Annotated in this window: 20 protein-coding genes; 13 read left to right on the plus strand and 7 right to left on the minus strand. The window is 67.9% G+C overall.

What is annotated here, in order from left to right:
* Positions 1–190 precede the first annotated feature (190 nt).
* On the minus strand, positions 191–1642 hold the full coding sequence (locus JOF46_RS10450) for an RNB domain-containing ribonuclease (RefSeq protein WP_342592419.1): 1452 nt from the start codon (positions 1640–1642) through the stop codon (positions 191–193).
* 76 nt (positions 1643–1718) lie between these two features.
* On the opposite strand from JOF46_RS10450, the gene JOF46_RS10455 reads away from it, so the two are divergent.
* The gene (locus tag JOF46_RS10455) at positions 1719–2399 is read left to right on the plus strand and encodes a ferritin-like fold-containing protein (protein ID WP_245348083.1); all 681 of its coding nucleotides are present in this window, start codon (positions 1719–1721) and stop codon (positions 2397–2399) included.
* Positions 2400–2478: 79 nt separating this feature from the next.
* Positions 2479–3195: a 4a-hydroxytetrahydrobiopterin dehydratase gene (locus tag JOF46_RS10460; protein ID WP_209907234.1), complete on the plus strand. Its 717-nt coding sequence runs from the start codon at positions 2479–2481 to the stop codon at positions 3193–3195.
* A 74-nt stretch (positions 3196–3269) separates the two neighbouring features.
* Here the strand turns inward: JOF46_RS10460 and JOF46_RS10465 are convergent, their stop codons facing one another.
* Positions 3270–3491: a DUF3107 domain-containing protein gene (locus tag JOF46_RS10465; RefSeq protein ID WP_209907235.1), complete on the minus strand. Its 222-nt coding sequence runs from the start codon at positions 3489–3491 to the stop codon at positions 3270–3272.
* Between the two features lie 71 nt (positions 3492–3562).
* The gene (locus JOF46_RS10470) at positions 3563–4144 is read right to left on the minus strand and encodes a TetR/AcrR family transcriptional regulator (RefSeq protein WP_209911817.1); all 582 of its coding nucleotides are present in this window, start codon (positions 4142–4144) and stop codon (positions 3563–3565) included.
* A 165-nt stretch (positions 4145–4309) separates the two neighbouring features.
* Between JOF46_RS10470 and moeB the strand changes: the two genes are divergently transcribed.
* Both moeB and JOF46_RS10480 read left to right on the plus strand, forming a co-directional pair.
* The gene (gene moeB / locus JOF46_RS10475; protein WP_209907236.1) at positions 4310–5533 is read left to right on the plus strand and encodes a molybdopterin-synthase adenylyltransferase MoeB; all 1224 of its coding nucleotides are present in this window, start codon (positions 4310–4312) and stop codon (positions 5531–5533) included.
* 155 nt (positions 5534–5688) lie between these two features.
* Entirely contained in the window at positions 5689–6765 is a 1077-nt protein-coding gene (locus JOF46_RS10480; protein ID WP_209907237.1) for an SH3 domain-containing protein, read from the plus strand.
* A gap of 184 nt (positions 6766–6949) precedes the next feature.
* Here the strand turns inward: JOF46_RS10480 and JOF46_RS10485 are convergent, their stop codons facing one another.
* Positions 6950–8308 carry a glutamyl-tRNA reductase gene (locus JOF46_RS10485; RefSeq protein ID WP_209911819.1) on the minus strand — a complete coding sequence of 453 codons (1359 nt, stop codon included), beginning with the start codon at positions 8306–8308 and terminating at the stop codon, positions 6950–6952.
* Positions 8309–8442: 134 nt separating this feature from the next.
* On the opposite strand from JOF46_RS10485, the gene hemE reads away from it, so the two are divergent.
* From hemE to JOF46_RS10530, 9 genes are all read left to right on the plus strand, one after another.
* A complete protein-coding gene (gene hemE / locus JOF46_RS10490; protein ID WP_209907238.1) occupies positions 8443–9513 on the plus strand; it encodes a uroporphyrinogen decarboxylase in 1071 nt (356 codons plus the stop codon).
* A gap of 127 nt (positions 9514–9640) precedes the next feature.
* Positions 9641–11725 carry a protoporphyrinogen/coproporphyrinogen oxidase gene (locus JOF46_RS10495; RefSeq protein WP_342592420.1) on the plus strand — a complete coding sequence of 695 codons (2085 nt, stop codon included), beginning with the start codon at positions 9641–9643 and terminating at the stop codon, positions 11723–11725.
* A 128-nt stretch (positions 11726–11853) separates the two neighbouring features.
* The gene (hemQ, locus tag JOF46_RS10500; RefSeq protein ID WP_425355050.1) at positions 11854–12567 is read left to right on the plus strand and encodes a hydrogen peroxide-dependent heme synthase; all 714 of its coding nucleotides are present in this window, start codon (positions 11854–11856) and stop codon (positions 12565–12567) included.
* Positions 12564–13769, plus strand: a complete 1206-nt coding sequence (locus JOF46_RS10505; protein ID WP_209907239.1) for a ferrochelatase — start codon at positions 12564–12566, stop codon at positions 13767–13769. Before hemQ ends, JOF46_RS10505 begins: the two co-directional genes overlap by 4 nt.
* Entirely contained in the window at positions 13766–14740 is a 975-nt protein-coding gene (hemC, locus tag JOF46_RS10510) for a hydroxymethylbilane synthase (protein ID WP_209907240.1), read from the plus strand. Before JOF46_RS10505 ends, hemC begins: the two co-directional genes overlap by 4 nt.
* A 5-nt stretch (positions 14741–14745) precedes the next feature.
* Complete coding sequence (locus tag JOF46_RS10515) at positions 14746–15666, plus strand: uroporphyrinogen-III synthase (protein WP_209907241.1); 921 nt, start codon at positions 14746–14748, stop codon at positions 15664–15666.
* Between the two features lie 40 nt (positions 15667–15706).
* The gene (gene hemB / locus JOF46_RS10520; RefSeq protein WP_209907242.1) at positions 15707–16690 is read left to right on the plus strand and encodes a porphobilinogen synthase; all 984 of its coding nucleotides are present in this window, start codon (positions 15707–15709) and stop codon (positions 16688–16690) included.
* Positions 16690–18003 carry a glutamate-1-semialdehyde 2,1-aminomutase gene (gene hemL, locus JOF46_RS10525; RefSeq protein WP_209907243.1) on the plus strand — a complete coding sequence of 438 codons (1314 nt, stop codon included), beginning with the start codon at positions 16690–16692 and terminating at the stop codon, positions 18001–18003. Before hemB ends, hemL begins: the two co-directional genes overlap by 1 nt.
* Before the next feature lie 380 nt (positions 18004–18383).
* Positions 18384–19910 carry an amino acid permease gene (locus tag JOF46_RS10530; protein WP_209907244.1) on the plus strand — a complete coding sequence of 509 codons (1527 nt, stop codon included), beginning with the start codon at positions 18384–18386 and terminating at the stop codon, positions 19908–19910.
* Positions 19911–20111: 201 nt separating this feature from the next.
* Here JOF46_RS10530 and JOF46_RS10535 read toward each other — a convergent pair whose 3' ends face one another.
* The 3 genes from JOF46_RS10535 to JOF46_RS10545 all read right to left on the minus strand — a co-directional run bounded on the left by JOF46_RS10535 (position 20112) and on the right by JOF46_RS10545 (position 23691).
* Positions 20112–20534: a GNAT family N-acetyltransferase gene (locus tag JOF46_RS10535; RefSeq protein WP_209907245.1), complete on the minus strand. Its 423-nt coding sequence runs from the start codon at positions 20532–20534 to the stop codon at positions 20112–20114.
* A 105-nt stretch (positions 20535–20639) separates the two neighbouring features.
* Entirely contained in the window at positions 20640–22538 is a 1899-nt protein-coding gene (locus JOF46_RS10540; RefSeq protein WP_209907246.1) for an HNH endonuclease signature motif containing protein, read from the minus strand.
* Between the two features lie 301 nt (positions 22539–22839).
* Positions 22840–23691, minus strand: a complete 852-nt coding sequence (locus tag JOF46_RS10545; protein ID WP_209907247.1) for a MetQ/NlpA family ABC transporter substrate-binding protein — start codon at positions 23689–23691, stop codon at positions 22840–22842.
* Between the last annotated feature and the right edge of the window lie 124 nt (positions 23692–23815).

The following is a 23815-nucleotide window of genomic DNA, read 5'->3' on the forward strand; positions in this document are numbered from 1 at the left end:
CGATCGCAGGCTTAGCTAGCGGTCAAGTGGATCTGACCACGTGGGGCGCGGAAGTCGCTGGGTAATCCCGCATGAATTCTTTTCAAGGTACGCGACCGGGCATCCTTGTATACCGTTCAAGCATATCGTGGACCCGATGAAAATACGGTATTGCCCGCCCCGACCGCTTGGGCGGGCCTTCGGCGGGAAGCTAGGCACCCACGATGCGGAAGAGCACCTTGCGGCTGGCCAGGTCGGCATGCACCAGTTCCACCTCGACGTGCACCCCGGCCTGCGCGCTGCCCTCGAACGGAGCCATGACGGCGGGGGATTCCAGCTGCAGGGTCCCCAGCGAGCGGTGGTTGCCGTTGGAGGACTCCTCGGAACCGGTCAGTGTCACCGCGCGGAAGCGTTCGCCCACGCGGTGGGCCAGCGAGGCGGCCTCCACGGTGTCGATGGCAGCGCGTTCGATCTTGTTCACCACGCGGTTCGAGTCGTTCATCAGATCCGGCAGGGTGGGCAGCACCTCGCGAAGTCCCCGGGGCACTTCCTGGCCGGTGACCGCGTAGGAGCAGACCAGCAGCGCGAAGCGGTCCACCAGCCGGCGCAACGGGGCAGTGGTGTGCGCGTAGGGTGCGGCGATGGCGGCCTGGACGGTGTCCGGGGGCAGTTCGCCGTCGATCGCGGTGTACGTGGCCCCGCGAAACAGGCTGGTGGCCTGGTGCATCAGGGCAAGCTGCCGCGGATCGGCCAGGTCCAGCGAGCGCAGGAACTCGCCATAGGGCTGGGTCGGCTCCCACGTGGTGCCCAGCGCCTTGGCCTGGAGCCGGAAGATGTTGATGTCCTTCTGGGCAGGGGCGGGCATGGTGCGCAGCAGCCCGACCTTGGCCTCGAGCATGATGCGGGCCGCCTCCATTCCGGTCATCAGGGAGATCTGCGCGTTCCAGTCCTCCACCGGCAGTGGGGCATCGGAGACGATCTTGTAGGTGCCATCGATGCATTCGACCTCCTGGGAGGGGATGCGCAGGGAGGCCCCGCCGCGGGCCCGTTCCAGTTCGATGCGCTTGAGCCCGATCTCGCGCAGCAATTGCAGCATCTCGGTGGCCGTTCCCGCATCGAGGGACTCCTGGACGCCGACGTAGCTGAGCTTCTCCCGGCTGCGGACGATGGCCCGCTGCAGGCCGGTGTCGGTGACCGCGCCTTCGGCATCGAGGGTGAAGGTCCACAGGTAGGCGCTGCGGTCCTGGTTCGGCAGCAGCGAACCGGCGTCCTCGCTGATGGATTCGGGATGCAGCGAGATCCGCCGGTGCGGCAGGTACACGGTCTGGCCGCGCAGTCTGGTCTCCGCGTCGAGGATGCCGCCCAGGGCCACGAAGCCGGGCACATCGGCGATCGCATAGTGCACCAGGTAGCCCTCGCCGCTGCGCGAGAGGTGCAGGGCCTGGTCCAGGTCGGTGGAGCTGGCCGGGTCGATGGTGACCAGCTCGATCCCGCGCTTGTCGATGGGCGGCAGCTCGAAGCCCGCGATGGCGCGCTCGGCTTCCTCCAGCACCTCGGCCGGGAATTCGGAACGAACCTCGAACTCCGTTTCCAGGGCCTTGAGGGCCTGGGCCAGTGCGGTGCTTCGGGCCTCGGGGGTCAATGCGATGTATTGGTGGCTCACAACGCCAGCATAACCACCCGGCCGCTTCCGTGGCATCGACGTGCCGCGCGTGTTGGGCCCCGAGTACGCTGAACCCATGACCAAAACACCCTTGACCTATGGTTCGGCGGCCGCCGCCGACGACGCGGAGCTGGCCCTGATGGGGCTGATCGCCTACCAGGAACTCACGGCCTTCGAGCACCTGTCCTCCGATGCGCGCCTGTCGCCGACCCTGGTGGACCGCGAAACCCTGGGCCGCTTCGCCGTGAAGGAGTTCGGGCACTTCGAGATGGTGCGCGAGCGCATTGCCGAGCGCGGACTGGACCCGCAGGAGGTCATCGAGCCGTTCATGGCCTCGCTGGACGAAATGCACAGGCGGACCAAGCCGGGGGACTGGTACGAGTCCCTGACAAAGGTGTATGTGATCGACGGGGTCGCCGCGGACTTCTACGCGCTGATTGCCTCCGGACTGGAACCCGAGGTGCGCACCCTGGTGCACGAGGTCAAGACGTCGCAGGCGAACACCGAATGGTTGCGTGAGCGGCTGCAGCTGGCCATCACCGACCGTCCCGAGCGGGCCTCGCGCCTGGCACTCTGGGGCCGGCGGCTGCTGGGAGAGGCGCTGACCCAGGCCAGGGAGATCGGCGAGAAATACGACTACTGGGGCGCCCTGCAGCTTGAGGGCCCCGACGGCCGCGGACAGGAAATGACGCGGCTCTTTGCCCGGCTGGTGGAGAACCACTCGCGGCGCATGCGCCAGCTGGGCATGACCGCCTGAGTCTGCCGGCCCGGGTCCCGCCGACCTGCTTCGGGCCCCGCGCCGTGCCGACTGCCCGCGCCGGGGCAAACACCGACCAATGACAGCACCACAAGAAACGAGAACCACCACCATGGGCCTTGACAAGGACTCACCCACCCGCGTCCTGACCGACTACGAGATCGCCAGGGCGCTGAAGGAACTGCCGTCGTGGAGGAAGCGGGAAGGATCGCTGGTCTGCGCCTGGACGTTCCCGGGCACCCGGGAAGCCGTCGACTTCCTGGCGCTGGTGGCCGAGGCCGCCGAGCACCAGGGCCACCACCCGGATGTCGACTGGCGGGCGAGCGCCATCTTCCTTCGTACCACCTCCCATGATGTGGGCGACGAAATCACCCTGCGAGATGTGGCCCTGGCGTCGCTGCTGGAATTCGCCGCCACCGACTCGGGCGCCGTCGCGGTGCCCCATCGCCACCAGGACGTCGACCTCGGCATCGAGACGCAGGATCCGGCCAAGCTGGAGGACTTCTGGATCGGCGTCATGGGCTACCGCAAGGGACGCGACGGGTTCCTGGTGGATCCCGAGGGACGCAACCCGCGGATCCGGCTGGAGGGCACGGCAACGCCAAGCGCCAACCGCATCCACGTCGAGAAGTTCATGTCCCATTCCGGGCTCGAGGCGCTCCAGGAGGCACTTCAGCCGCATGCAGGTGCCGGGGACCGGACCCACGCACCGGCCCTGAGCATCTACACGGATGCCGACGGCAACCGCGTGGGCCTGAACACCGAGCAGCGGGACGAACCTCCGGCGTTCCAGTAGCCGCACGGAGGGGTTAAACAGGTGGGGGAGGGACGGTTGCCCGTTCCTCCCCCACCTGCCTGGTGACTCAGTGCCTAATGGGCGAAGCCCACGCGGCGTGCTTCCTCGACACCGATCTCGACATACGCGATGCCCGCGACGGGCACCAGCATGAGCTTGCCCTTGGAGTCGGTGAGGCGAAGTTCCCCGCCTGCCGCCAGTGCGTCGGAAACGCGTTTGGCCAACTCCTCGGCATCCTCGGCGGACTCGATCACGATCTCGCGGGCAACATTCTGAATTCCAATGCGAACGTCCATGGTGGCCTTCCTGGTTTGTTGCATGTGCCGGAGCCCGGTGGCGCCGACCAACATCTAGTGTCGAATTTACGTCAGGATTCCTTGGGGAATCGACCGATTCCGCGCCAAGCTAAACGCGAGACCAGATCGCTGGCCTCTTCCATGGACACCTCGTCGGCCATATCCACCCAGTAGCGCGCCGAGACCTGGGCCATCCCGGCCATGGCCCGGCCCATCAGCAGGGCCTGTGCCGGGGGAAGCCTGGTGTCCTCGGCCACCACGTCGGCGATGCGGCCGGCGAACTTCGCGTTGAACGCCTCGATGCGCCCGCCGATCAACTCGTCGTTGAGCAGGTCGGATTCGAAGATCAGCCGAAACGCCTGCGAATCCCTGGAAATGTACTCGTAGTAGGCGCGAATCGTGGCGCCCACCCGCAACTTGTTGTCGGTGGTGGAATTGATGGCCTGCTGCAATAGTGCGCTGAACTCGTCCATGTGCGCATCGAGCAGCGCGACATACAGCTCCCGCTTGCCCGGGAAGTGCTGGTACAGCACCGGCTTGGACACCTCGGCGACCTCGGCGATCTCATCCATCGAGGCCCCGTGGAAGCCGTGGGCCACAAAGACCTGGTGGGCCGCGTTGAGCAGCTGGCGGCGACGGGCCTCGCGCGGCATCCGTTGCGTCCGGCCGCCGCGGCTTGGGGGAGTAGTCACATCGGCCCTTTCGCGAAAGCTCGCCGCCCGAATCGAAAACGGGCGACATTCCGCACAAGTCTACTCTTGGGTAACGACGGATGCCGGACCGGCGCCAACGCGCCGCACAAGCATTATGGTGAATACATGAACCAGCGCAACAACCCCGCCACCCGATACGAGAACGTCGCCGCCGGCCGGCTGCCGGCCCTCGTGCCGCCCGGGGACGAACTGCTGCCGGAGGAATTGCTGCGCTACTCGCGCCAGATCATCATCCCGGAGATCGGGATGACGGGGCAGCGCCGGCTGAAGAATGCCCGGGTGCTGGTCATCGGCGCCGGCGGGCTCGGTGCCCCCGCGCTGCTCTACCTGGCAGCCGCGGGCATCGGCACCCTGGGCATCATCGACGACGACGAGGTGGACCTGGGCAACCTGCAGCGCCAGGTCATCCACTCCACCCTCACCGTGGGCCAACCGAAGACCGAATCCGCCGCTGCGCGCATCAAGGAACTGAACCCGCTGGTCACCGTGCGGGTGCACAACCACCGGCTGGACGCCACCAACGCCGTGGAGCTCTTCGGCGAATACGACCTGGTCCTGGACGGGACCGACAACTTCGCCACCCGCTACCTGGTCAACGACGCCGCGGCGCTCGCCGGCATCCCGTACGTCTGGGGTTCGATCCTGCGCTTCGACGGCCAGGTATCCGTCTTCTGGGACGCCCACGGCCCGAACTACCGCGACCTGTATCCGACCCCGCCGCCGGCGGGCACAGTGCCCTCCTGCGCCGAGGGCGGGGTCTTCGGGGTGCTGTGCTCGCAGATCGGCTCGGTGATGGTGGCCGAGGCCATCAAGCTGATCACCGGGGTCGGCCGCTCGCTGTTGGGGCGGCTGTTGATCCTGGACTCGCTGGACATGACCTGGCGGGAGGTGTCCCTGCTGCCCGATCCCGACCTCCCGCCGATCACCGGCCTGCTGGAGAGCTACGACGACTTCTGCTCGGTCCCCGCGCTGGATGCACAGGGGCTTGCGCGGATGGCCGCGCACAGCATCGACGCCAGGGAGCTGGCGCGCCTGCTCGCCCTGCGCACCGAGGGGAAGGAAGACTTCCTGCTGGTCGATGTCAGGGAGCCGGGCGAGGCCGAAATCGCCTCGATCCCCGGGGCGATCCTCGCCCCGCGCGGGGCGATCCTGGGCGGGGAAATCGAGCTGCCCAGGGATCGGGAGATCATCCTGCATTGCAAGTCCGGGGGTCGATCCGGGGAGGTGCTGCGCTTCCTGCTGGATGGGGACTACGCGCGCGTGCGTCATGTTGCGGGCGGAATCCTGGATTGGATCAGTGATGTCGATCCGCGCATGGCTGCCTACTGATGCGTTGAACCAGCTTGTCAGCGGTGGATTGGCGGGTTTCCGGGGCGATTTTGCCGTGTCGCGGTGGCCAACGTGCGTCAGGGGTTCCACTACCCTGTGAGTGTTCACACTGAAGTGTTGCTCGTTGGGGAGGGCACTGAGGTTTAAGGCACCACATGAAAACATTCCTGTTTGCGCTCGTTGGCGCACTGGCCCTCACGCAGGGCCTGCTGTCCGCACCGTCGGCCGGCGAAGGGCCGGGCACGGCCACCGTCGTCGAGAAACCATTGGCGGCTCCGGCTCCGGCCGCTGCTCCGGCAACGGCACCGGCGATGCCGGTGGACGCATCCGCCCAGTCGATCGTGCTGGCCGGGTCCAGCACCGTCGGCGCTTCAAAGCCGCACTACATCACCACCGCCACCATCAGGCCGCGCAGCAGCAAGGGCGCCGGGGCCCGGCTGGGGTCGGCCACCAAGGGGTACAAGGTCTGGGGCACCGGCAAGACCTCGAAGGGCTACACCCAGATCAAGTTCCTGGGCCGCACCGGCTGGGTCAAGTCCAACCAGCTCAAGCGCCTGGTCGTGGCGAAGTACACCGCCAAGCAGTCGACCGTCCTGCGTTCGAAGGCCAACGGCGGCAAGAAGCTGGCGACCATTGGGCGGGACTACACCCTCGGAACCGTGGACAACGCCAGGAACAAGTCGCGTTCCTGGGTCCGGGTCCAGTACAAGGGAAAGACCGGCTGGGTCGCGCTGAAGCACGTGAAAAAGGCTTCACTGGGCAAGGCCGTGGGCCCGGGCACCCGGACGTACTCGGACGCGGCATGGTCCAAGGCGGTCTCCAAGAACATCTCCAGATACTGCCCGCGGACCACCGTGCGGGTGAGCCACCGCAAGAACGAGTACTACGCACAGTCCAGTCCACGGCGCATCACGCTGAGCCGGGTGGGCCACCCGGACCCGAACGCGGCACCGATCAAGGCCGTGGCCCTACACGAATGCGCGCACATCATGCAGTTCAAGGCGTATCCCAGGGGCTTCTCGAAGCTGGTTCGCCATGCGGAGAAGATCAACCCGCGCCGTGACGGATACGGGATCGAGCACCTGGCCGATTGCATGTCCGATTCGATGGGTGCCAAGCGCAGCGGACGCCTGGCCGACGGCAGCACCTACTACACCGGGTACCACGGCAAGTGCAGCAGCACGCAGAAGCGGGCGGCGGCCCAGTTGATCGCCGGCAAGCGACCGGCCTGATCGACACCACTGCCCAAAGGCAGCACCCGGCCCCCCCGAAGGGGGGAGCCCTGGACATGGGGATGTCCAGGACCGGTACCGGCACGCGCTGGACGGCAAAGGGGCACCGCGGGAAGATGTTTCCCGCGGTGCCCCTTGCGTGGTGCCCGGTGCCCGGCCGTGCCGACCCGTGTGCCGGAGTTGACTAACCGGCCTGCTGGATGGAGTCGGCCCCGGCGAGGTTCCCGGCCTCGGTGCCCTGGATGCCGGTGACCGGACAGGTGCCCGACTTCTTCATCGAGGGTGCCACCGGCACCTCGACCTCAAGCCCGTACAGCGTCTCCAGGGCGTCGATGTAATCCCCGGCGCGCCCGGCCGCGGCCAGCTCGCGGGCACGGACCGTGGGCACGTGCAGCAGCTGGCGCATCATCCGGCGCATGGCGAATTCGACTTCCTCGGCAGCGGCTGTGCAGCCGTGCTGGGCGCGGACCTTCTCGACCTCGGCCTCCAGGACCTTTTGGGTGTGCCGGCGCAGGGCCACGATGGCGGCATCCGCTGCACGCTCACGCTGTTCGGCGGCGAAGGCCTCGGCCGCGTCGAGCACGATGCCGCGGGCCTGGCGCAGCGACTGCGCCTGCTCCTCGGGGGCTGCCATGCGCACCGACTCCAGGTTGATCAGCTCCACGTTCGCCAGCGAGCCGAGTTCCGGGTCGAAGTCGTGGGTCAGGGCCAGGTCGATGGCGATCAACGGGCGGGAACCGCGGTCAAGGCTCGCGATGTCGGCGGCCATCAGGCGGTGGTCCGAACCGCTGCACCCGATGATGACATCGGCGGCCTCGAGGGCGGCCTCGAGCGTGGACTCGTCCAGCGCGGTTCCCCCGCGGGTGGCGACGAAGGCCTCGGACCGGCCCGAGGCGGAAAACACCGAGACGTTGTGGGCCGCGCGCTCGCGCAAGAGGGACATGGTGGCCCCGGCATAGGCGCCGGTGCCGAAGATGACGATGTTCTTGGAGCCCCAGTCGGGCTCGCGGCTCAGGTCGGTGGCCAAATCCAGCGCCACGGAGACGACCGAGAGGCCGCGCGATCCCAGCGAGGTCCGCGATCCGACGTCCTTGGCGGTGCGCGAGGCGGCCTGGAAGAGCCGGACCAGGGAACCGGTGGCGGTCCCGGCTGCCTGCGCCTCGTTCAGGGCGCGGCGCACCTGGCCGGCGATCTCTCGCTCCCCGATGACGGCGGAATCAAGTCCGGCGCCGACGGAAAAGAGGTGCTCGATGACTTCGGTCTCGGTCTTGGAGACCAGCGCGGTGGAGATGGTGGCCTCGGAAAGCCCGGTGCTGGCGGCAATCTGGGTGATCACCTCCGAGCGCGCGGCAGGTACGTCCTCTGATTGCGGCACTTCGCAATAGATTTCGTAGCGGTTGCAGGTGGCCAGGGTGATGGCGCCGGCAACAGGGCTGGCCGAAGCGAGCACGACGGAAGCGACCTGGGAGGCGTCGGCACTGATCTTTGCCACGGTCTCGAGGTCGATGTCTGAATGAGAGGCAACGAGAGATAGTAAAACCACAGTGCCTCCCATGATAGCGCTTCTACTGGTTGTAGAGCATCGGATGTGACGAGGTCGCCCAATACCATGCAGCGTACGTTCGCTGGGGGCGTGTGGATTACGGTTCGGGCCGATATGTTGGCAGAATCAATAGCATGACGTTGAGCCAGAACCACCCGCTGATGGACGGTCGTACCGCCAATTCCCCGTTGATTACCGCCTACCGCGGCCAGAAGCCAAGCCGCAGACCCGTGTGGTTCATGCGCCAGGCAGGCCGTTCGCTGCCCGAATACCGCAAGTTGCGCGAGGGCACCGAAATGCTTGAGTCGTGCCTGCGCCCCGAGATGGCCTCGGAAATCACCTTGCAGCCGGTGCGCCGGCACGACGTGGATGCCGGGATCTTCTTCTCCGACATCGTCATCCCGCTGAAGCTCGCGGGCATCGACGTCGACATCGTCCCGGGCGTCGGCCCCGTGCTGGGCACCCCGGTGCGCACCGCCGCCGACGTGCGTGCGCTGCCGAAGATGACCGACGCCTCGCTGGACCCGATCCGCGAGGCCGTCGCGATGACCGTCGAGCAGCTGGGCAACACCCCGCTGATCGGCTTCGCCGGCGCCCCGTTCACCGTTGCCGCCTACATGGTCGAGGGACGCCCGTCCCGCGACCACATGGGCCCGCGCACCATGATGCATGCCGAGCCCGGCGTCTGGGAAGAACTGGCGAACTGGGCCGCCGACGCCTCCGGTGCGTTCCTCCGAGCCCAGATCGAGGCCGGCGCCTCCGCCGGGCAGCTCTTCGACTCCTGGGCCGGCTCGCTCTCGCTGGCCGACTACACCAACTTCGTCGCCCCGGCCTCGGCCCGCGCCCTGGATGTCGTGCGCGGCACCGGCGTCCCGCTGGTGCACTTCGGCACAGGCACCGGTGAACTGCTTGGCGCCATGCGCAACGTCGGCGTCGACGTCATGGGCGTTGACTACCGCATTCCGCTGGACGAGGCCAACCGCCGCCTCGGCGGGGACATCCCGCTGCAGGGCAACATCGACCCGGCGCTGCTGTCGGCCCCCTGGGAGATCCTCGAGGTGCACGTGCGCGAGGTGCTCGCCGCGGGTGACACCGCCGTGTCGCACGTGGCAAACCTGGGCCACGGCGTGCCGCCGGAGACCAACCCGGAAACCCTCACGCGTGTGGTTGAACTCATCCACTCGATCCCCGTGGCCGGGCGTTAAGCTAGAAGAAGCAGTACCGGGTGCAGGACACGGTGCGCTGGCCGCACGGCCCAGCGCCGCGCGGACGCCGCGCATCGTGTCCGGCGCCTTCGAAGATACACATTCGTTTCCCTGAAAAGAGTTGATGGTGCCAAACGTCGAAGAGCAGCCACGCCGTGGCTCGGCCAATGAAGCCGGAACGGCCCGGCGCCTTTCGGGCGCTGCGGCGGACCTCGACGACGGGACATCCGGGACCACTCCGGTGACCGATACGCCTTCGGCCGACGACGCCGCCGGCACCGCGGATGCGGCAACGCCTGGCACGGCGACACCGACGGCAGCAGCCGCCGAGACGGCACCGGCCAAGGCACGGCGCACCCCGGTCGCCTCCAACGCCGCGGCCCACGCCATGCGCCTGCTGGCCCGTGCCCGCGGCACCGAAGCCGCAACCCCCGGCCCACGCGGCCAGCTCGCGGCGGACCTCGACGACGGGACATCCAGGACCGCGCCGGTGACCGACACGCCTTCGGCCGACGCCGCCGATGGCACCGCGGATGCGGCAACACCTGAAACGGCAACGCCTGACACGGCGGCACCGGCACCGGGGGCAGCTGCCGCCGAGAAGGCACCGGCCAAGGCCCGGCGCGCCCCCGTCGCCTCCAACGCCGCGGCCCACGCCATGCGCCTGCTGGCCCGGGCCCGCGGGACCGAAGCCGCAGCCCCCGGCCCCAGCGGCCCGCTCGCGGTGGTCATCGGCGGCGGCATCTCCGGGCTCGTGGCCGCCCGCGAACTGGCCATCAGCGGACACCGCGTCCAGGTCCACGAGGCCTCCGCGGCCTTCGGCGGTTGCGTGGGCGTCCACGAGGTCGCCGGACTCAGGCTGGATGCCGGCGCAGAATCCTTCGCCACCCGATCCACCGCCGTCGCCGACCTGCTGGGCGAACTGGGCCTGGGCGATGACATCACCACCCCGGAACCCGGGGGCGCCTGGCTGTATTTGAAGCGCGGGCATGAATCGGTCGCCCAGCCGCTGCCGGCCACCGGCATCCTGGGCATCCCCGGGGACCCGTGGGCCGAAGAGGTGCGCAGCGCCGTGGGACGCGCCGGGGCCCTGCGCGCCGCCGCCGACCTGATCACCCCGGTCTCGAAGAAGATCACCGAGGGCCACATGTCCCTCGGCGCGCTGGTCCGTTCCCGGATGGGCTCGGCGGTGCTGGAAAACCTGGTGACCCCCGTGGTCTCGGGCGTGCACTCGGCCGATCCCGACACCCTTGACGTCGACGCCATTGCCCCCGGGCTGCGTGCCGCGGTGCTCAAGCACGGCTCGCTGGCCCGCGCCGTGGCGGCCATGCGCGCAGCGGCCCCGGCCGGATCCGCCGTCGCCTCGGTGGTCGGGGGCATGAACCGGCTCACCGCAGCCCTGCTGGCCGACCTGTTGTCCGCGGGCGTCGAATTGCACGCCAACAGCGCCGTGGTGGCGCTGGAACCCCACGAGGGCACCTCCGGCTTCCGCGTTCTGCTGGCTGACGCCCCGGCCCCGGCCGCCGCGAAGCACGTACGTCCCGGGCGGGCGGGCAAGCCCCCGGCCGAGACGGCCCCCGTCCCCGAGACCCCGGCCGCGCCCCGCGAGGTGCTGGCCGAACGCGTCGTGGTGGCCACCGGCGGGACAATCGCAGTCGACCTGCTGGTCGGCGTCGACGAGGCCTTCGCCATCCACCGCCCGGCACCCGGCGCGGGCATTTCCCTGGTCACCCTGGTCATCGACAAGCCGGAGCTCGACGACGCCCCGCGCGGGACCGGCCTGCTGGTCGCGCCCACCGCGGACAACGTCGGGGCCAAGGCGCTGACCCACGCGACCGCCAAGTGGCAGTGGCTGGGCGACGAATCGGGCCCCGGCTCGCACGTGCTGCGCCTGTCCTACGGCCGGCTCAACGACGTGGCGTCCGCGCTGGTGAACGCCGACGACGCCTCGCTGCGCAACGCGGCGCTGGCCGACGCCTCGGTGCTGCTGGGCATGGAAATCACCGCCGGGGACGTGCTGGGCTTCGACGTCGTGCGCTATTCCGGCGCGCTGCCCTTCGCGACCACCGGGCACGCGGCGCGCGTGGCGGCGATCCGCGAGATCGCCTCCGCGCACCCGGGCCTCGAGCTGGTCGGCGCCTGGCTGGCCGGCACCGGTCTGGCCGCCGTTGTCAACGACACCCGCAAGCGGCTGCGCATCACCGCCAGCTGACCCATCCCTTCCCGTCCGGCGCCGCCCCGGCGTGCAGGACGGGTGAAGCACCACAGACTTTCGCAACACGTACGAGAACCACTTCGCCGGAAGGCGAAGTACCGCAAAGAAAGCAGGAGAACCAACCCATGAGTGCAGTGGAATCCAATTCACCCGTCATCCGCGACCGCGAAGCAGCGGGTGCCGACGCGACCATGTACTACACCCTGTGGACCGTCTTCAAGCGCGATTCGGACCTGGACCGGTCCGAGGGCGTCGAGGCGTTCGACGCACTGGTGGCCGAGCTGGCCGCCGAGGGCGTGACCCTGCGCGGCACCTACGACGTTTCCGCCATGCGCGAGGACGCCGACGTGATGACCTGGGTGCACGGCCCGACCGCCGAGTCCCTGCAGGCCGCGGTGCGCAAGATCCGCCGTTCCTACCTCTTCGCCGAGACCACCATCGTCTACTCGACCATGGCCGTGCACCGCGAGGCGGAATTCGCCAAGGACCACTCGCCGGCATTCGCCCGCGGCGTTGCCCCCGAGGCCTGGATGACCGTCTACCCGTTCGTCCGCTCCACCGACTGGTACCTGCTTGACCCGAAGGAACGCGGCAAGATGCTGCGCGACCACGGCATCCTGGGCCGCGACTTCCCCGGCGTGCTGGCCAACACCGTGGCGGCCTTCGCCTTTTCCGACTTCGAATGGCAGATCTGCCTCGAGGCCCCGGACATGATCGATTTGGTCGACATGATGCGCCACCTGCGCTACACCGAGGCCCGCAACCACGTGCGCGAGGAAATCCCGTTCTACACCGGCCGCCGCATCTCCACCGCCGAGGTCGCCGAGGTCCTGCGATGAGCCAGGGCTTCGATCCGCGCACCGGGTACGACGAGAACGGGGTGATGGCCCCCAAGGCGTACGACGCGATCCTGCTGGCCTCCTTCGGCGGACCGGAGGGGCAGGACGACGTGATCCCGTTCCTGCGCAACGTCACCAAGGGCCGCGGCATCCCGGACGAGCGACTCGAGGAGGTCGCCACCCACTACCGCGCCAACGGCGGGGTGTCCCCGATCAACGCGCAGAACCGCGCGCTGAAGGCGGCCCTCGAGGCCGAGCTGGCCGCCCGCGGCATCGCCGTGCCGGTCTACTGGGGCAACCGCAACTGGGCGCCCTATGTCGGGCAGACCATCGAGCAGATCCACGCCGAGGGCCACCGCCGGGTGCTGATGCTTTCCACCAGCGCGTACTCCGGCTACTCCTCCTGCCGCCAGTACCGCGAGGACCTGGGCGTCGCGCTGCGCGAGACCGGCCTGGAGGGCAAGCTCGAGGTCGACAAGGTGCGCCAGTACTTCGACACCCCCGGATTCGTCACCCCGTTCATGGGCGGGCTGCGCGATTCGCTGGCCGAGGTCCGGGCGCAGCTGGCCGCGGCCGGCAACCCCGGCGGCGAGATCAAGATCGTCTTCGTCACCCACTCCATCCCGACCTCCGACGCGCAGGCCGCCGGCCCGCGCGACCTGGTCGCGGAGCTGGACACCGACCTGTACTCGGCCCAGCACCTCGCGGTGGCCGACGCGATCCTGGCCGGGGTGCCCGAGGCCGCCGGCCTGGAGCACTCCCTGGTCTTCCAGTCCCGCTCCGGCGCCCCGCATGTGCCGTGGCTGGAACCGGACATCAACGACGCGCTCACCGAGTACAAGACAGCCGGCGTCGCCGGGGTCGTGGTGATGCCCATCGGCTTCGTCTCGGACCACATGGAGGTCCTCTGGGACCTGGACACCGAGGCGAAGGAAACCTGCGCCGAACTCGGACTGGCCTTCCACCGCGCCCCGACCCCCGGCACCCACGCGGACTTCGTCTCCGGCATGGTCGACCTGGTCTCCGAGCGCCTGGCCGGGTCCGACGGTGCCGCGCTGAAGCCGGGCCGCGCCTCGGTCGCCGAGCTCGGTCCCTGGTTCGATGTCTGCCGCCCCAACTGCTGCGCCAAGGTGATGCGCGACGGCACCGTCAAGCCCACCATCGCCGCCGTCGACTCCGAGGTCGGGGTGCCCGCACCATGAGCGCCTCCCGCTTCACCATCGGCACCCGCGGCTCCGCGCTGGCCACCACCCAGACCGGGCATGTCGCGTCGCAGTTGCACGAGATCGCCCAGGTCCCCTACGACACCGTGCTGGTGAAAACCGAGGGCGACGTGACCACCGGTCCGCTCTCGCAGCTCGGCGGCACCGGCGTGTTCGCCGCCGCCCTGCGCCAGGCACTGTACGAGGGTACCTGCGACATGGCGGTGCACTCGCTCAAGGACCTGCCCACCACGCAGCCGGCCGGCCTGGTCATCGCCGCCACCCCGGCGCGCGCGGACGTGCGCGACGCGCTGTGCGCCCGCGACGGGCTCTTCCTGGCCGAGCTGCCCGAGGGCGCCACCGTGGGCACCGGTTCCCCGCGCCGCGCCGCGCAACTGCTGGCCTTCCGCCCGGACCTGAGAATCGTGGACATCCGCGGCAACGTCGGCACCCGGCTTGGCAGGGTCAAGGGCTCGCCGGCGCAGAAGGACGACGGGGGAGTGGGGCGCACCGCCCAGGGCGACCTGGACGCGGTGATCCTGGCCGCAGCCGGCCTGGAACGCCTGGGCCTGGACTCGCACATCACCGAGTACCTCGACCCGGAAATCATGCTCCCGGCCCCCGGCCAGGGGTCCCTGGCCGTGGAGGTGCGGACCGGCGGCACCGGACACGCATCGGTGGACGCGGCGCTGGAAACCATGGACGACTCCGACACGCGCCTAGCGGTCACCGCCGAACGCGCGCTGCTGGCACGCCTCGAGGCCGGCTGCGCCGCGCCCATCGGCGCCCTGGCCACCGTCCGCGGGGACGAATTGGTGCTTGACTCGGTGGCCTGCAAGGTCGACGGATCCGACACCATGCGGCGCTCCGCCACCACCCGGGAGCTTACGCTCGACGGGGCAGCGGCCCTGGGCGTCGCCCTGGCGGAGCAATTGCTGCGCGAGGGCGCGGCCGAGCTGGCGGGACTGTAGGAACCATGTCGAATCCCGGGGTGTTGGCGGGGCGCACCGCCCTGCTGCTGCGCAGTGCCGACCGTGCCGCGGCGACCGTAAAGGTCCTTGCGGCACGCGGCGCACGCACCGCCGTGTGCCGGCTCATCGACTTCGAGCTGCCCGCCGACACCGCGGAACTCGATGCGCGCCTGCGGCGAATGCTTTCCGGGCACTACGACTGGTGCGTGTTCACCTCCGTCAACACGCTCACCGCGCTGGGCGCCCGGGCCGCGGCGCTGGGCGTGGAATTGCGCATCCCCTCCGGCACCCGGGTCGCGGTGGTCGGCGAAGCCACCGCGCAGGCCGTGCGTGCACTCGGCGCGCACATCGACTTCATGCCCGCCACCGACCACTCGGCCCGCGGCATGCTCGCCGACTGGCAGGATTTGCGCACCTCGGCCGCACGGGTGTTCGCCCCGCAGGCGGACATCGCCTCGGCCACGCTGCGCGACGGATTCGCGGCGCACGGCTGGGATGCGGACATCGTCATCGCCTACAACACCGTGACCGCCCCGGCGGATCCGGCACGTGCACTGCATGCTTCGGGGATCGGGCATCCGCCCGCGCTGCCCGAGGGCGGGTACCTGCTCACGGTCCCCGAACTCCCCGAGGCCCTGGCCGGGATCGATGCGGTCATGTTCTCCTCGCCGAGCACCGTCGACAAGTTCCTGGCACTGCTCCCGGACCCCGCTACGCGCCTGACCGGGGGCCAAGCGCTGATCGCCATCGGGGACAGCACCGCCAAGCGGCTGCGCGAGCATGGGCTGGAACCCTCGGGCATCGCCGCCCTGCCGACCCCCGAGGGGCTTGCGGACGCCTGGGAAGCCGCCGTTGTTGCCACCCGCCACCCAGCTTCCACGCTTGCCGCCTCCACCCATGCAGCCTCCACCGATCCAGCCACCTAAGACTTGGCTACCACCACACCAGCTTCACAAGGAGCGAAGAATGTCATTCCCCGCCCGCAGGCCCCGCCGCCTGCGCACCACCCCCGCCATGCGCCGGCTCACCGCCGAGCTGACCCTGGCCCCCCCACAGCTGATCCTGCCCGCGTTCGTCCGCGAAGGCCTGACCGAGCCCAACCCGATCACCTCCATGCCCGGGGTCGTGCAGCACACCATGGACACGCTCAAGGCAGCCGCGGCCGAGGCCGTCGAGCTGGGCCTGGGCGGCATCATGCTCTTTGGCATCCCGGAGACCCGCGACGCGACCGGCAGCGCCGGCCTTGACCCGAAGGGCATCCTGAACCTGGGCATCGAGGCGGTGCGCGCCGAGGTCGGCGACGAGCTGGTCATCATGTCCGATGTCTGCCTGGACGAGTTCACCGACCACGGCCACTGCGGCGTGCTGGATGCGGCGGGCAACGTCGATAACGACGCGACCCTGGAAATCTACGGCCAGCTCGCCGTGGCCCAGGCCAACGCCGGAGCGCACATCGTCGCCCCTTCGGGCATGATGGACGGCCAGGTCGGCATCATTCGCCAGGCCCTGGATGAGGCAGGCCACCAGGACGTCTCGATCCTGGCCTACGCCGCCAAGTACGCCAGCGCGTTCTACGGCCCGTTCCGTGAGGCGGTGGATTCCCAGCTGACCGGGGACCGCCGCACCTACCAGATGGACGCCGCAAACCGCCGCGAGGCCATGCTCGAGGTCGAACTCGACCTGGCCGAGGGCGCCGACATGGTCATGGTCAAACCCGCCATGAGCTACCTCGACGTGCTGGCCGACGTCGCCGCCATGTCCCCGGTTCCGGTCTCCGCCTACCAGATCAGTGGCGAGTACGCGATGATCGAGGCCGCCGCAGCCAACGGCTGGATCGACCGCCGCGCAGCAATCCTCGAATCCGTGCTGGGCATCCGCCGCGCCGGCGCCGACACCGTGTTGACCTACTGGGCTTCTGAAATCGCCCAGTGGCTGAAAGAAGGAAAGTAATGACCAGCTCAGCTGAACTCTTTGCCACCGCCCAGAAGCTCATGCCCGGCGGGGTGAACTCCCCGGTGCGCGCCTTCGGCTCGGTGGGCGGGGTGCCCCCGTTCATGGTCGGTGCCAAGGGAGCCTACCTGACCGACGCCGACGGGAACTCCTACGTCGACCTGGTCTGCTCCTGGGGCCCGGCCCTGCTGGGCCATGCGCACCCGGCCATCCAGGATGCCGTGCACGCCGCGGTTGACCGTGGGCTGTCCTTCGGCGCCTCCACCCCGGATGAGGGCAAGTTGGCCCGACTGGTGATGGACCGCTTCGGCGGGGTCGAGCGCATGCGCATGGTCTCCACCGGCACCGAGGCCACCATGACCGCGGTGCGCCTGGCCCGCGGCTACGCCGGCCGCGACCTGATCGTGAAGTTCGCCGGCTGCTACCACGGCCACCTTGACGGCCTGCTTGCAGCCGCAGGTTCCGGCCTGGCCACCCTGGCGCTGCCCGGCTCCGCCGGCGTCACCGCGGCCACCGCCGCCGAGACCCTGGTGCTGCCGTACAACGACCGCGAGGCCATCACCGCCGCGTTCGCCGAACATGGCCCCAAAATCGCCGCGGTCATCACCGAATCCGCGCCCTGCAACATGGGCGTCGTGACCCCGGAACCGGGCTTCAACAAGTTCCTGGCCGAGACCACCACCGCCAACGGCGCGCTGCTGATCCTCGACGAGGTGCTCACCGGGTTCCGCGCCTCCGACGCCGGGTACTGGGGCTTGACCGGCCGCACCGAGGGCTGGACCCCGGATCTCTACACCTTCGGCAAGGTCATCGGCGGCGGCCTGCCCACCGCGGCCCTGGGCGGACGTGCCGAGGTCATGGACTACCTGGCTCCGCTGGGCCCGGTCTACCAGGCCGGCACGCTCTCGGGCAACCCGGTGGCCATGGCAGCGGGCATCGCACAGCTGACCAATGCAACACCCGAGGTCTACGCGCACATCGACGCGAAGTCCCTCGAACTGCAGGCCGCCCTCACCGGGGCGCTTGCCGCCGCCGGCGTCGACCACTCGATCCAGAGAGCGGGCAACCTGTTCTCCGTCGCCTTCGGAACCTCGGAAAACGGCGTGCACAACTACGCGCAGGCCCAGGCCCAAGAGGCCTACCGCTACGCGCCGTTCTTCCACTCGATGCTGGAGTCCGGCATCTACCTGCCGCCGAGCGTCTTCGAGGCCTGGTTCCTCTCCTCGGCGCACGACGACGAAGCCATGAACAAGATCTTCGACGCACTCCCGGCCGCCGCACGTGCGGCGGCTTCGGCTGTTCCCGCCGTCTAGCTCGACAGGGTTGTGAAAGCCCCCGGAAGCTGCCGCGTCAATCGTTTGATGCAGCGGTTTCCGGGGGTATTTTCGTGTGTTTGGGCACCTCGCGCCGCCTCGGAGATGAAATTCGGTGAGGTCTAGACCACTTTTTCGTCCGGTGTATTTGTCTGACCGAGGCCCGTGCGGGAAAGTGGCGCCGGCGCGTTTGGGCAATGTGAGAGACGGTAAAAGGGCACGTCAGATATTGATTGGTCGGCAAGTTCGGGTGTGGGGGCAGGTGCAAGGATTCCCGGCGCCGGGACGCATCCGGGGGTAATCGGTTCACCAGGGCGTATAGGCAACGCGGCTAGGCTTGTCCGGTTAGTTTTCGCGTTTCATTGCCGCCGAGGAAATCAGTGAGCCTTTTTCGTACCAAACCCGTGGAGAGTTTCCTGGCTGACGCCGCGGAACCCGGCCGCCAGCTCAAGCGGACCCTGAACACCTGGGATCTGATGATCATGGGCGTTGCCGTATCGGTGGGTGCCGGAATCTTCTCCGTGGGCGCGAGGGCAGCAGCAAACTTCTCCGGACCCGCAGTCACGCTGTCATTCGTGATCGCAGCGCTTACCTGCGCCATGGCCATCATGTGCTACGCGGAATTCGCGACGGCGATCCCCGTCGCAGGCTCGGCGTATGTGTTTTCCTACGCCACCATGGGTGAGTTCATTGCGTGGATCATCGGTTGGAACCTGATCCTCGAACTCTTCACCGCAGCAGCGGTGATCGCCAAGTATTGGGGTATCTACCTCACCGAAGTTTTCCAGCTCGTGGGAGTACACCTCTCACCCACCATTGACCTAGGCATCGTCACCATGAGCTGGGGACCATTGCTGATCGTTGCGCTGTTCACGCTGCTGCTCGTCATGGGCACCAAGCTGTCAGCCACGGTCGGGAATGTGTTCACCATCATCAAGATCGCCGTCGTGCTCTTTGTCATCGTCGCCGGTCTGTTCTACATCAAGGCGGAGAACTTCACTCCGTTCATCCCTGAAGCGGTTCCGGCCACGGGGGATGGCACCGCCGAGGTGCTCAAGCAGTCGCTCTTCGCCTTTGCCACCGGCGCCGCACCGGCCCAGTACGGCATGATGGGCGTACTTGCCGGCGCCGCACTGGTCTTCTTTGCGTTCGTCGGCTTCGACGTCGTGGCCACCAGCGCCGAAGAGGTCAAGAACCCGAACAAGACGCTGCCCCGCGGCATCTTTGCCGGCCTTGCCCTGACCACGTTGCTCTATGTCGGTGTTTCGTTCGCGCTGACCGGCATGGTCTCCTACAAGGACCTGGCAGCAGTGGAAACCCCGACGCTGGCCACCGCGTTCTCGCTGGTGGGCAACGAAGGGGCGGCCTCGGTCGTTGCCGTCGGCTCACTCATCGGCCTGACCACGGTGGTCATGGTGCTGCTCATGGGGCTCTCACGAGTCGTTCTCGCCATCAGCCGCGACGGGCTGCTGCCGCACGCGCTGTCCAAGACCAGCGCCAAGCGCGGCACACCGGTGCGCATCACCATCATCTGCGGATCGCTGGTCGCCCTGGTGGCCGGCTTCACCCGCGTGGATGTGCTCGAGGAAATGATCAACATCGGAACGCTGTCGGCCTTCGTGATGGTCAGCCTGGGCATCATCGTGCTGCGCCGCAAGCGCCCGGACCTCAAGCCCGCCTTCCGGGTTCCGTTCGGTCCGGTCATCCCGATTGTCTCCGCCCTGCTGTGCACCTATCTGATGCTCAACCTCGCCGTCGAGACGTGGATCTACTTTGTCGTGTGGTTGGTTCTCGGCGTGCTGATCTACTTCGGCTACGGACGCAGCCACTCGCGCCTGAACCAGAAGTACACAGATCAGATGGCGGCGATGGCTGAGATCACCGAGCCGGAGCTTGCCAACAAGTAGTTCTGCATCGTTGATGTGCGCGGCAGGACGTCTTGGTAGCCAGTTGCAATGGTCAACAAGCGGCAAAGCGCCGGTGCCAAGAAGCCTCGGTGGTTCAGAGGCAGGCACCGGCGCTTTTGCGTAGCTGCGGGCAGCCCGTGGGGTTGGACACGAGGGCCCATTTCGGCCGGGGCGCCGGCGTTCAACGTGGTCGGGATTGATTTAGTCGAATTTGACGAAGGCACGCATTTCGCCGGAGGGGTGCTCGCTGGCCTGTGTCATGCCGAGGGACTCGTAGAAGGCCTTCTGCCCGGGTTCGTTGTCGGTCAACAAGACTTTTTGCCGCACACCCGGGTACTGCGCGAAGACCAGCTCGGCAAGCCCACGGCCAATCCCTGCCCGGTGGTGCTCCGGGTGGACGAGTATGTCCTGCAGGTAGCAGATCGAGGCGCCATCGGAAATGCTTCGGGCCAGCCCGACCAGCTGGTTGCCGGCTCGGGCGACAGCTACCGTGTGCGAACCCTGGATCGCGGCCAGCAGTGTCTCGGGGGAGCTTGTGTAGGCGCTCCAGCCGACAGCGTCGTACAGGCCGATCAGCTCGACGGCCTCGATCTTCTTCGTGAGTGAATACTCGATGTTCTCCATTCCCGTAGTTCTATCACGCGGCGCATATGGGAGTGGGGAGGCACCGGGCGAGGGCCACGAGTGGGACAGCGGAGCAGGTTGACCCGCGGGAGGAATGGAGAAAAATCAGGCGGCTGCGGTTTCCGGATGGAAAACCCAATTCCGCCTGGGTAATCGCAGCGGATCACGCGATGCGGGTAGCACCACATGGGGGATTTGGTCGATCACGACGATGTCGAAATGGCCCGCGTGGTAGGCGGTGTGGCACCGGATGCATAAGAGCAGGCCATTGGATACGTTGGTCTTCCCGCCCTCGGAGAACGCCTTGATGTGGTGGACCTCGGTGCGGTGCACCGGCATCGAACAGCCCGGGTTCGCACAGCCGCGGTCTCGGGCGGCGATGGCACGCTTCTGCGCCTTGGTGAAGTAGCGAACTTTCCTGCCAAGATCCAGCGGCTGGCTCTTGCCGCCCATGACCAGGGGCAGGATTCCGGCGTTGCAGGCCAGCCGGCGTGCCGTTGCAGCGGAAATGAGTTCGCCGTGCTGGGTGAAGCCGGGTTCGTCGGTGATTCCGGCCAGGGCCTCATAGGTGATCGTCACCAGGATGTCGATGCGGGAATTCATCGGCATCCACACGTCTTCGGGCGTTGGAGGATCGACCAGCCTGGTGATGGCGTCGAACACCAATTGGTACAGCCGGCGCGCGCGCAACCTGGCGTTTGCTTCCTTGGCGGTTTCCCCGGGGCGCGGTGCTTCCTCGGGGTCGGTGACCAGCGGGCGGCCAACGTCGTTGAATCCTGCGCGTGGGCGTTGATCGACGGGAGTGTCGGGGTTTGCCGCCCATTCGGGGATGGGGAGGAAGTCCTGGTCGAACGGGGTGCCGATCGTGCCGGGAGTGCCAGATCCGGTGAAATGGACACCGGGGGTGGCCGTCTCGTCGTCGGTGGATACATCCGTGAGGTCTGCCGGGGAACCGATGCAGTCGGCGTCGTCCGCAGGGGAAGCTGTGCCATCGGTTTCGGCGGTATCGGGCGCGTGCTCCTTGGTGTTGCTGTCGCCGGGATCCTCGCCATCGACAAGAACGCCGGGAAGCGGGAGCCGGCCGGAAGAGGTGCGGGGGTTGTTCAGGTCGTCGGCCAGGCTCATCAGCAGCTCGTGGCCCACGGCGTCGGTGGTCAACTCCCAGACGTAGCCGGTGGGCCGTTTGCCCTTGAAGTTCAGGGCGAGGTTGCTCTCCATGCTGGCTTCGTCGCGGTCAAGGACACTGCGGTCCAGGTCCACGGATGCCTGCTTGATGAGCTTTTCAACGGTCTTCTGTCCGGCGGTGACCAAGGTGCCGGCGACCAGGCCCTCGAGCTTGGTGCGAACATCGACGGGGTCCGGTTGGGCTTCGATGGAGGGCTCGAGTGCTGCGAGCTTGGCCGCGGCGCTGGCAACGGCGCGCGGATCGGCCGCTCCCGACACCAGGATCCTGCCCAGTTGCGGGTACTTCGCCGGGGTGCTCCGCCCGTCGGCGCCAGGGTGCGGCAGCAACCGGTCGTGGGATTTCACGCGGTGCTCGGCCTGGAAGTAGTCGAGATTGAACTGCGACTCGAGGAATTCGGGGGTGCCCTTGTGCAGGGGCTTGCGGTCGGCGGCGCTGACGGCATCGGCAGGAAGCTGAGTGTCGCCGTGTGCGAAAGCCTCGGGGGCTGCCAGGACCCGGTTGAGCCCGGCCAGTGCGCCGTCGGTCAGCGTATTGACCTCGGTCCGGTCGCATGAGCCCGCGGCGACGAGTTGCGCGTGGCCGCCGGCATGGGCGAAGCGCTCGGAGAGCCGCGCAAAGGCCGCGGCGCGGACCGGGGAATCACCGATGGACCTGTCCACGGCATCAACGGTGCGGCGCAGCAGGAGCTCGAGGGCGGCCAGGGTCCGCAACGGGTCGATGGGCGTGCCGGCATCCGGGGCTGGGCCGGTCGTCCCGGTTCCCAATGCCCCGTTGAGCGCGGCCAGGGTCGCGTCGATGATGCCGGTGGAGGTGGTCATGTCTCCCATGATGCGCTTTGCACACCGCGCGTGGGTGACCAATGGCGGGCTTGTGGATAAGCGCTGGGTACTCGCAGTCCGGGATGTTGTCGGCAGCGGACGCGGACCGGGGAAAGCTGCCAGACCGGCGGCGTCGGGCAACTGGCACGGGTCCGCCAAGCACAAGCACGCGGTCGGCCAACGGGAAGTTGCGGAGACAAAAAATGCGCTGTTCCCCTTTCTGCCATGCGGCAACAGGTGGAACAGCGCATTTCCGGGTTCTCCGTCCAGCCGGAATGCCTTCTGGAGCGAAGAATGGAACCTAGAAAGCGGGGATGACGCTTCCGTCGGTCCAGGTCTTCTTGATGTAGTCCCCGACCTCGGGGGAGTGAAGCAGCTCTTCGAGCTTGGCGATGGCCGGGGTCTTTTCGCCTTCACGCCAGGTGAGGAAGTTGGCGTTCGGGTTGTTGACGGCCGACTCCTGGGCAACAACCTCGTCCAGGTTCAGCTTCGCCTGGACGATGTAGTTGCCGTTGATGATGGACAGGCCGATGGTCGGATCCTCGGCGTAGAACTTGGGAACCTGCTCGGAGTTGACTTCCTTGAAGGTCAGCTTCTTCGGGTTCTTGGCATCGTCACCCTCGAGGGTGAGTGCCGAGTCGGTGTCCTCGAGGCCCTTGAGCAAGCCGACGGTCTCCAGGACGCGCAGGCCGCGCAGCTGGTTCACCGGGTCGTTGTTCAGCAGAACGGTGGAACCCTCGGTGACGTCGGCGATGTCCTTGAACTTCTTGGAGAAGACGGTCAGCGGCTCGACGTGGATGCCCGCGCCGTGCTCGAACTTGTAGCCCTTGGACTTGACCTGGTCGGCGAGGTACGCCTCGGTCTGGAAGTAGTTGGCATCCAGGGTCTTGTCGGCCAGTGCAATGTTCGGCGTCTGGTAGTCGTCGATCTCGGTGATTTCCAGGTCGATGCCCGCATCCTTGGCCAGGTTCTCATCGATGTACTGGAGGATCTGGGCCTGCGGGATCGGGCTGGAACCGACCTTCACGACGGTCGGGTTGGCCGGGTCGAGGGATGCTTCCGCGCTGGGGGTGGTGGCAGTGCCGCCTCCGCAAGCCGTCAGTGCGAACAGCGTGGCGACACCGGTCAGGGCAAGTGCGAGTTTCTTACGCATGTGATGCGCTTCCTTTTCATCAGGTTCCGGTGTCGGCGACAACGGATAACAAACGCAGCTAGCGGCTACTGGCTGCGCGCCGGCGGGATGAACCGCCGGAATTCTTTGCTGCGGGGGCCGGGCC

It is taken from the genome of Paeniglutamicibacter psychrophenolicus, assembly GCF_017876575.1.
In the GTDB taxonomy this organism is placed as follows: domain Bacteria; phylum Actinomycetota; class Actinomycetes; order Actinomycetales; family Micrococcaceae; genus Paeniglutamicibacter; species Paeniglutamicibacter psychrophenolicus.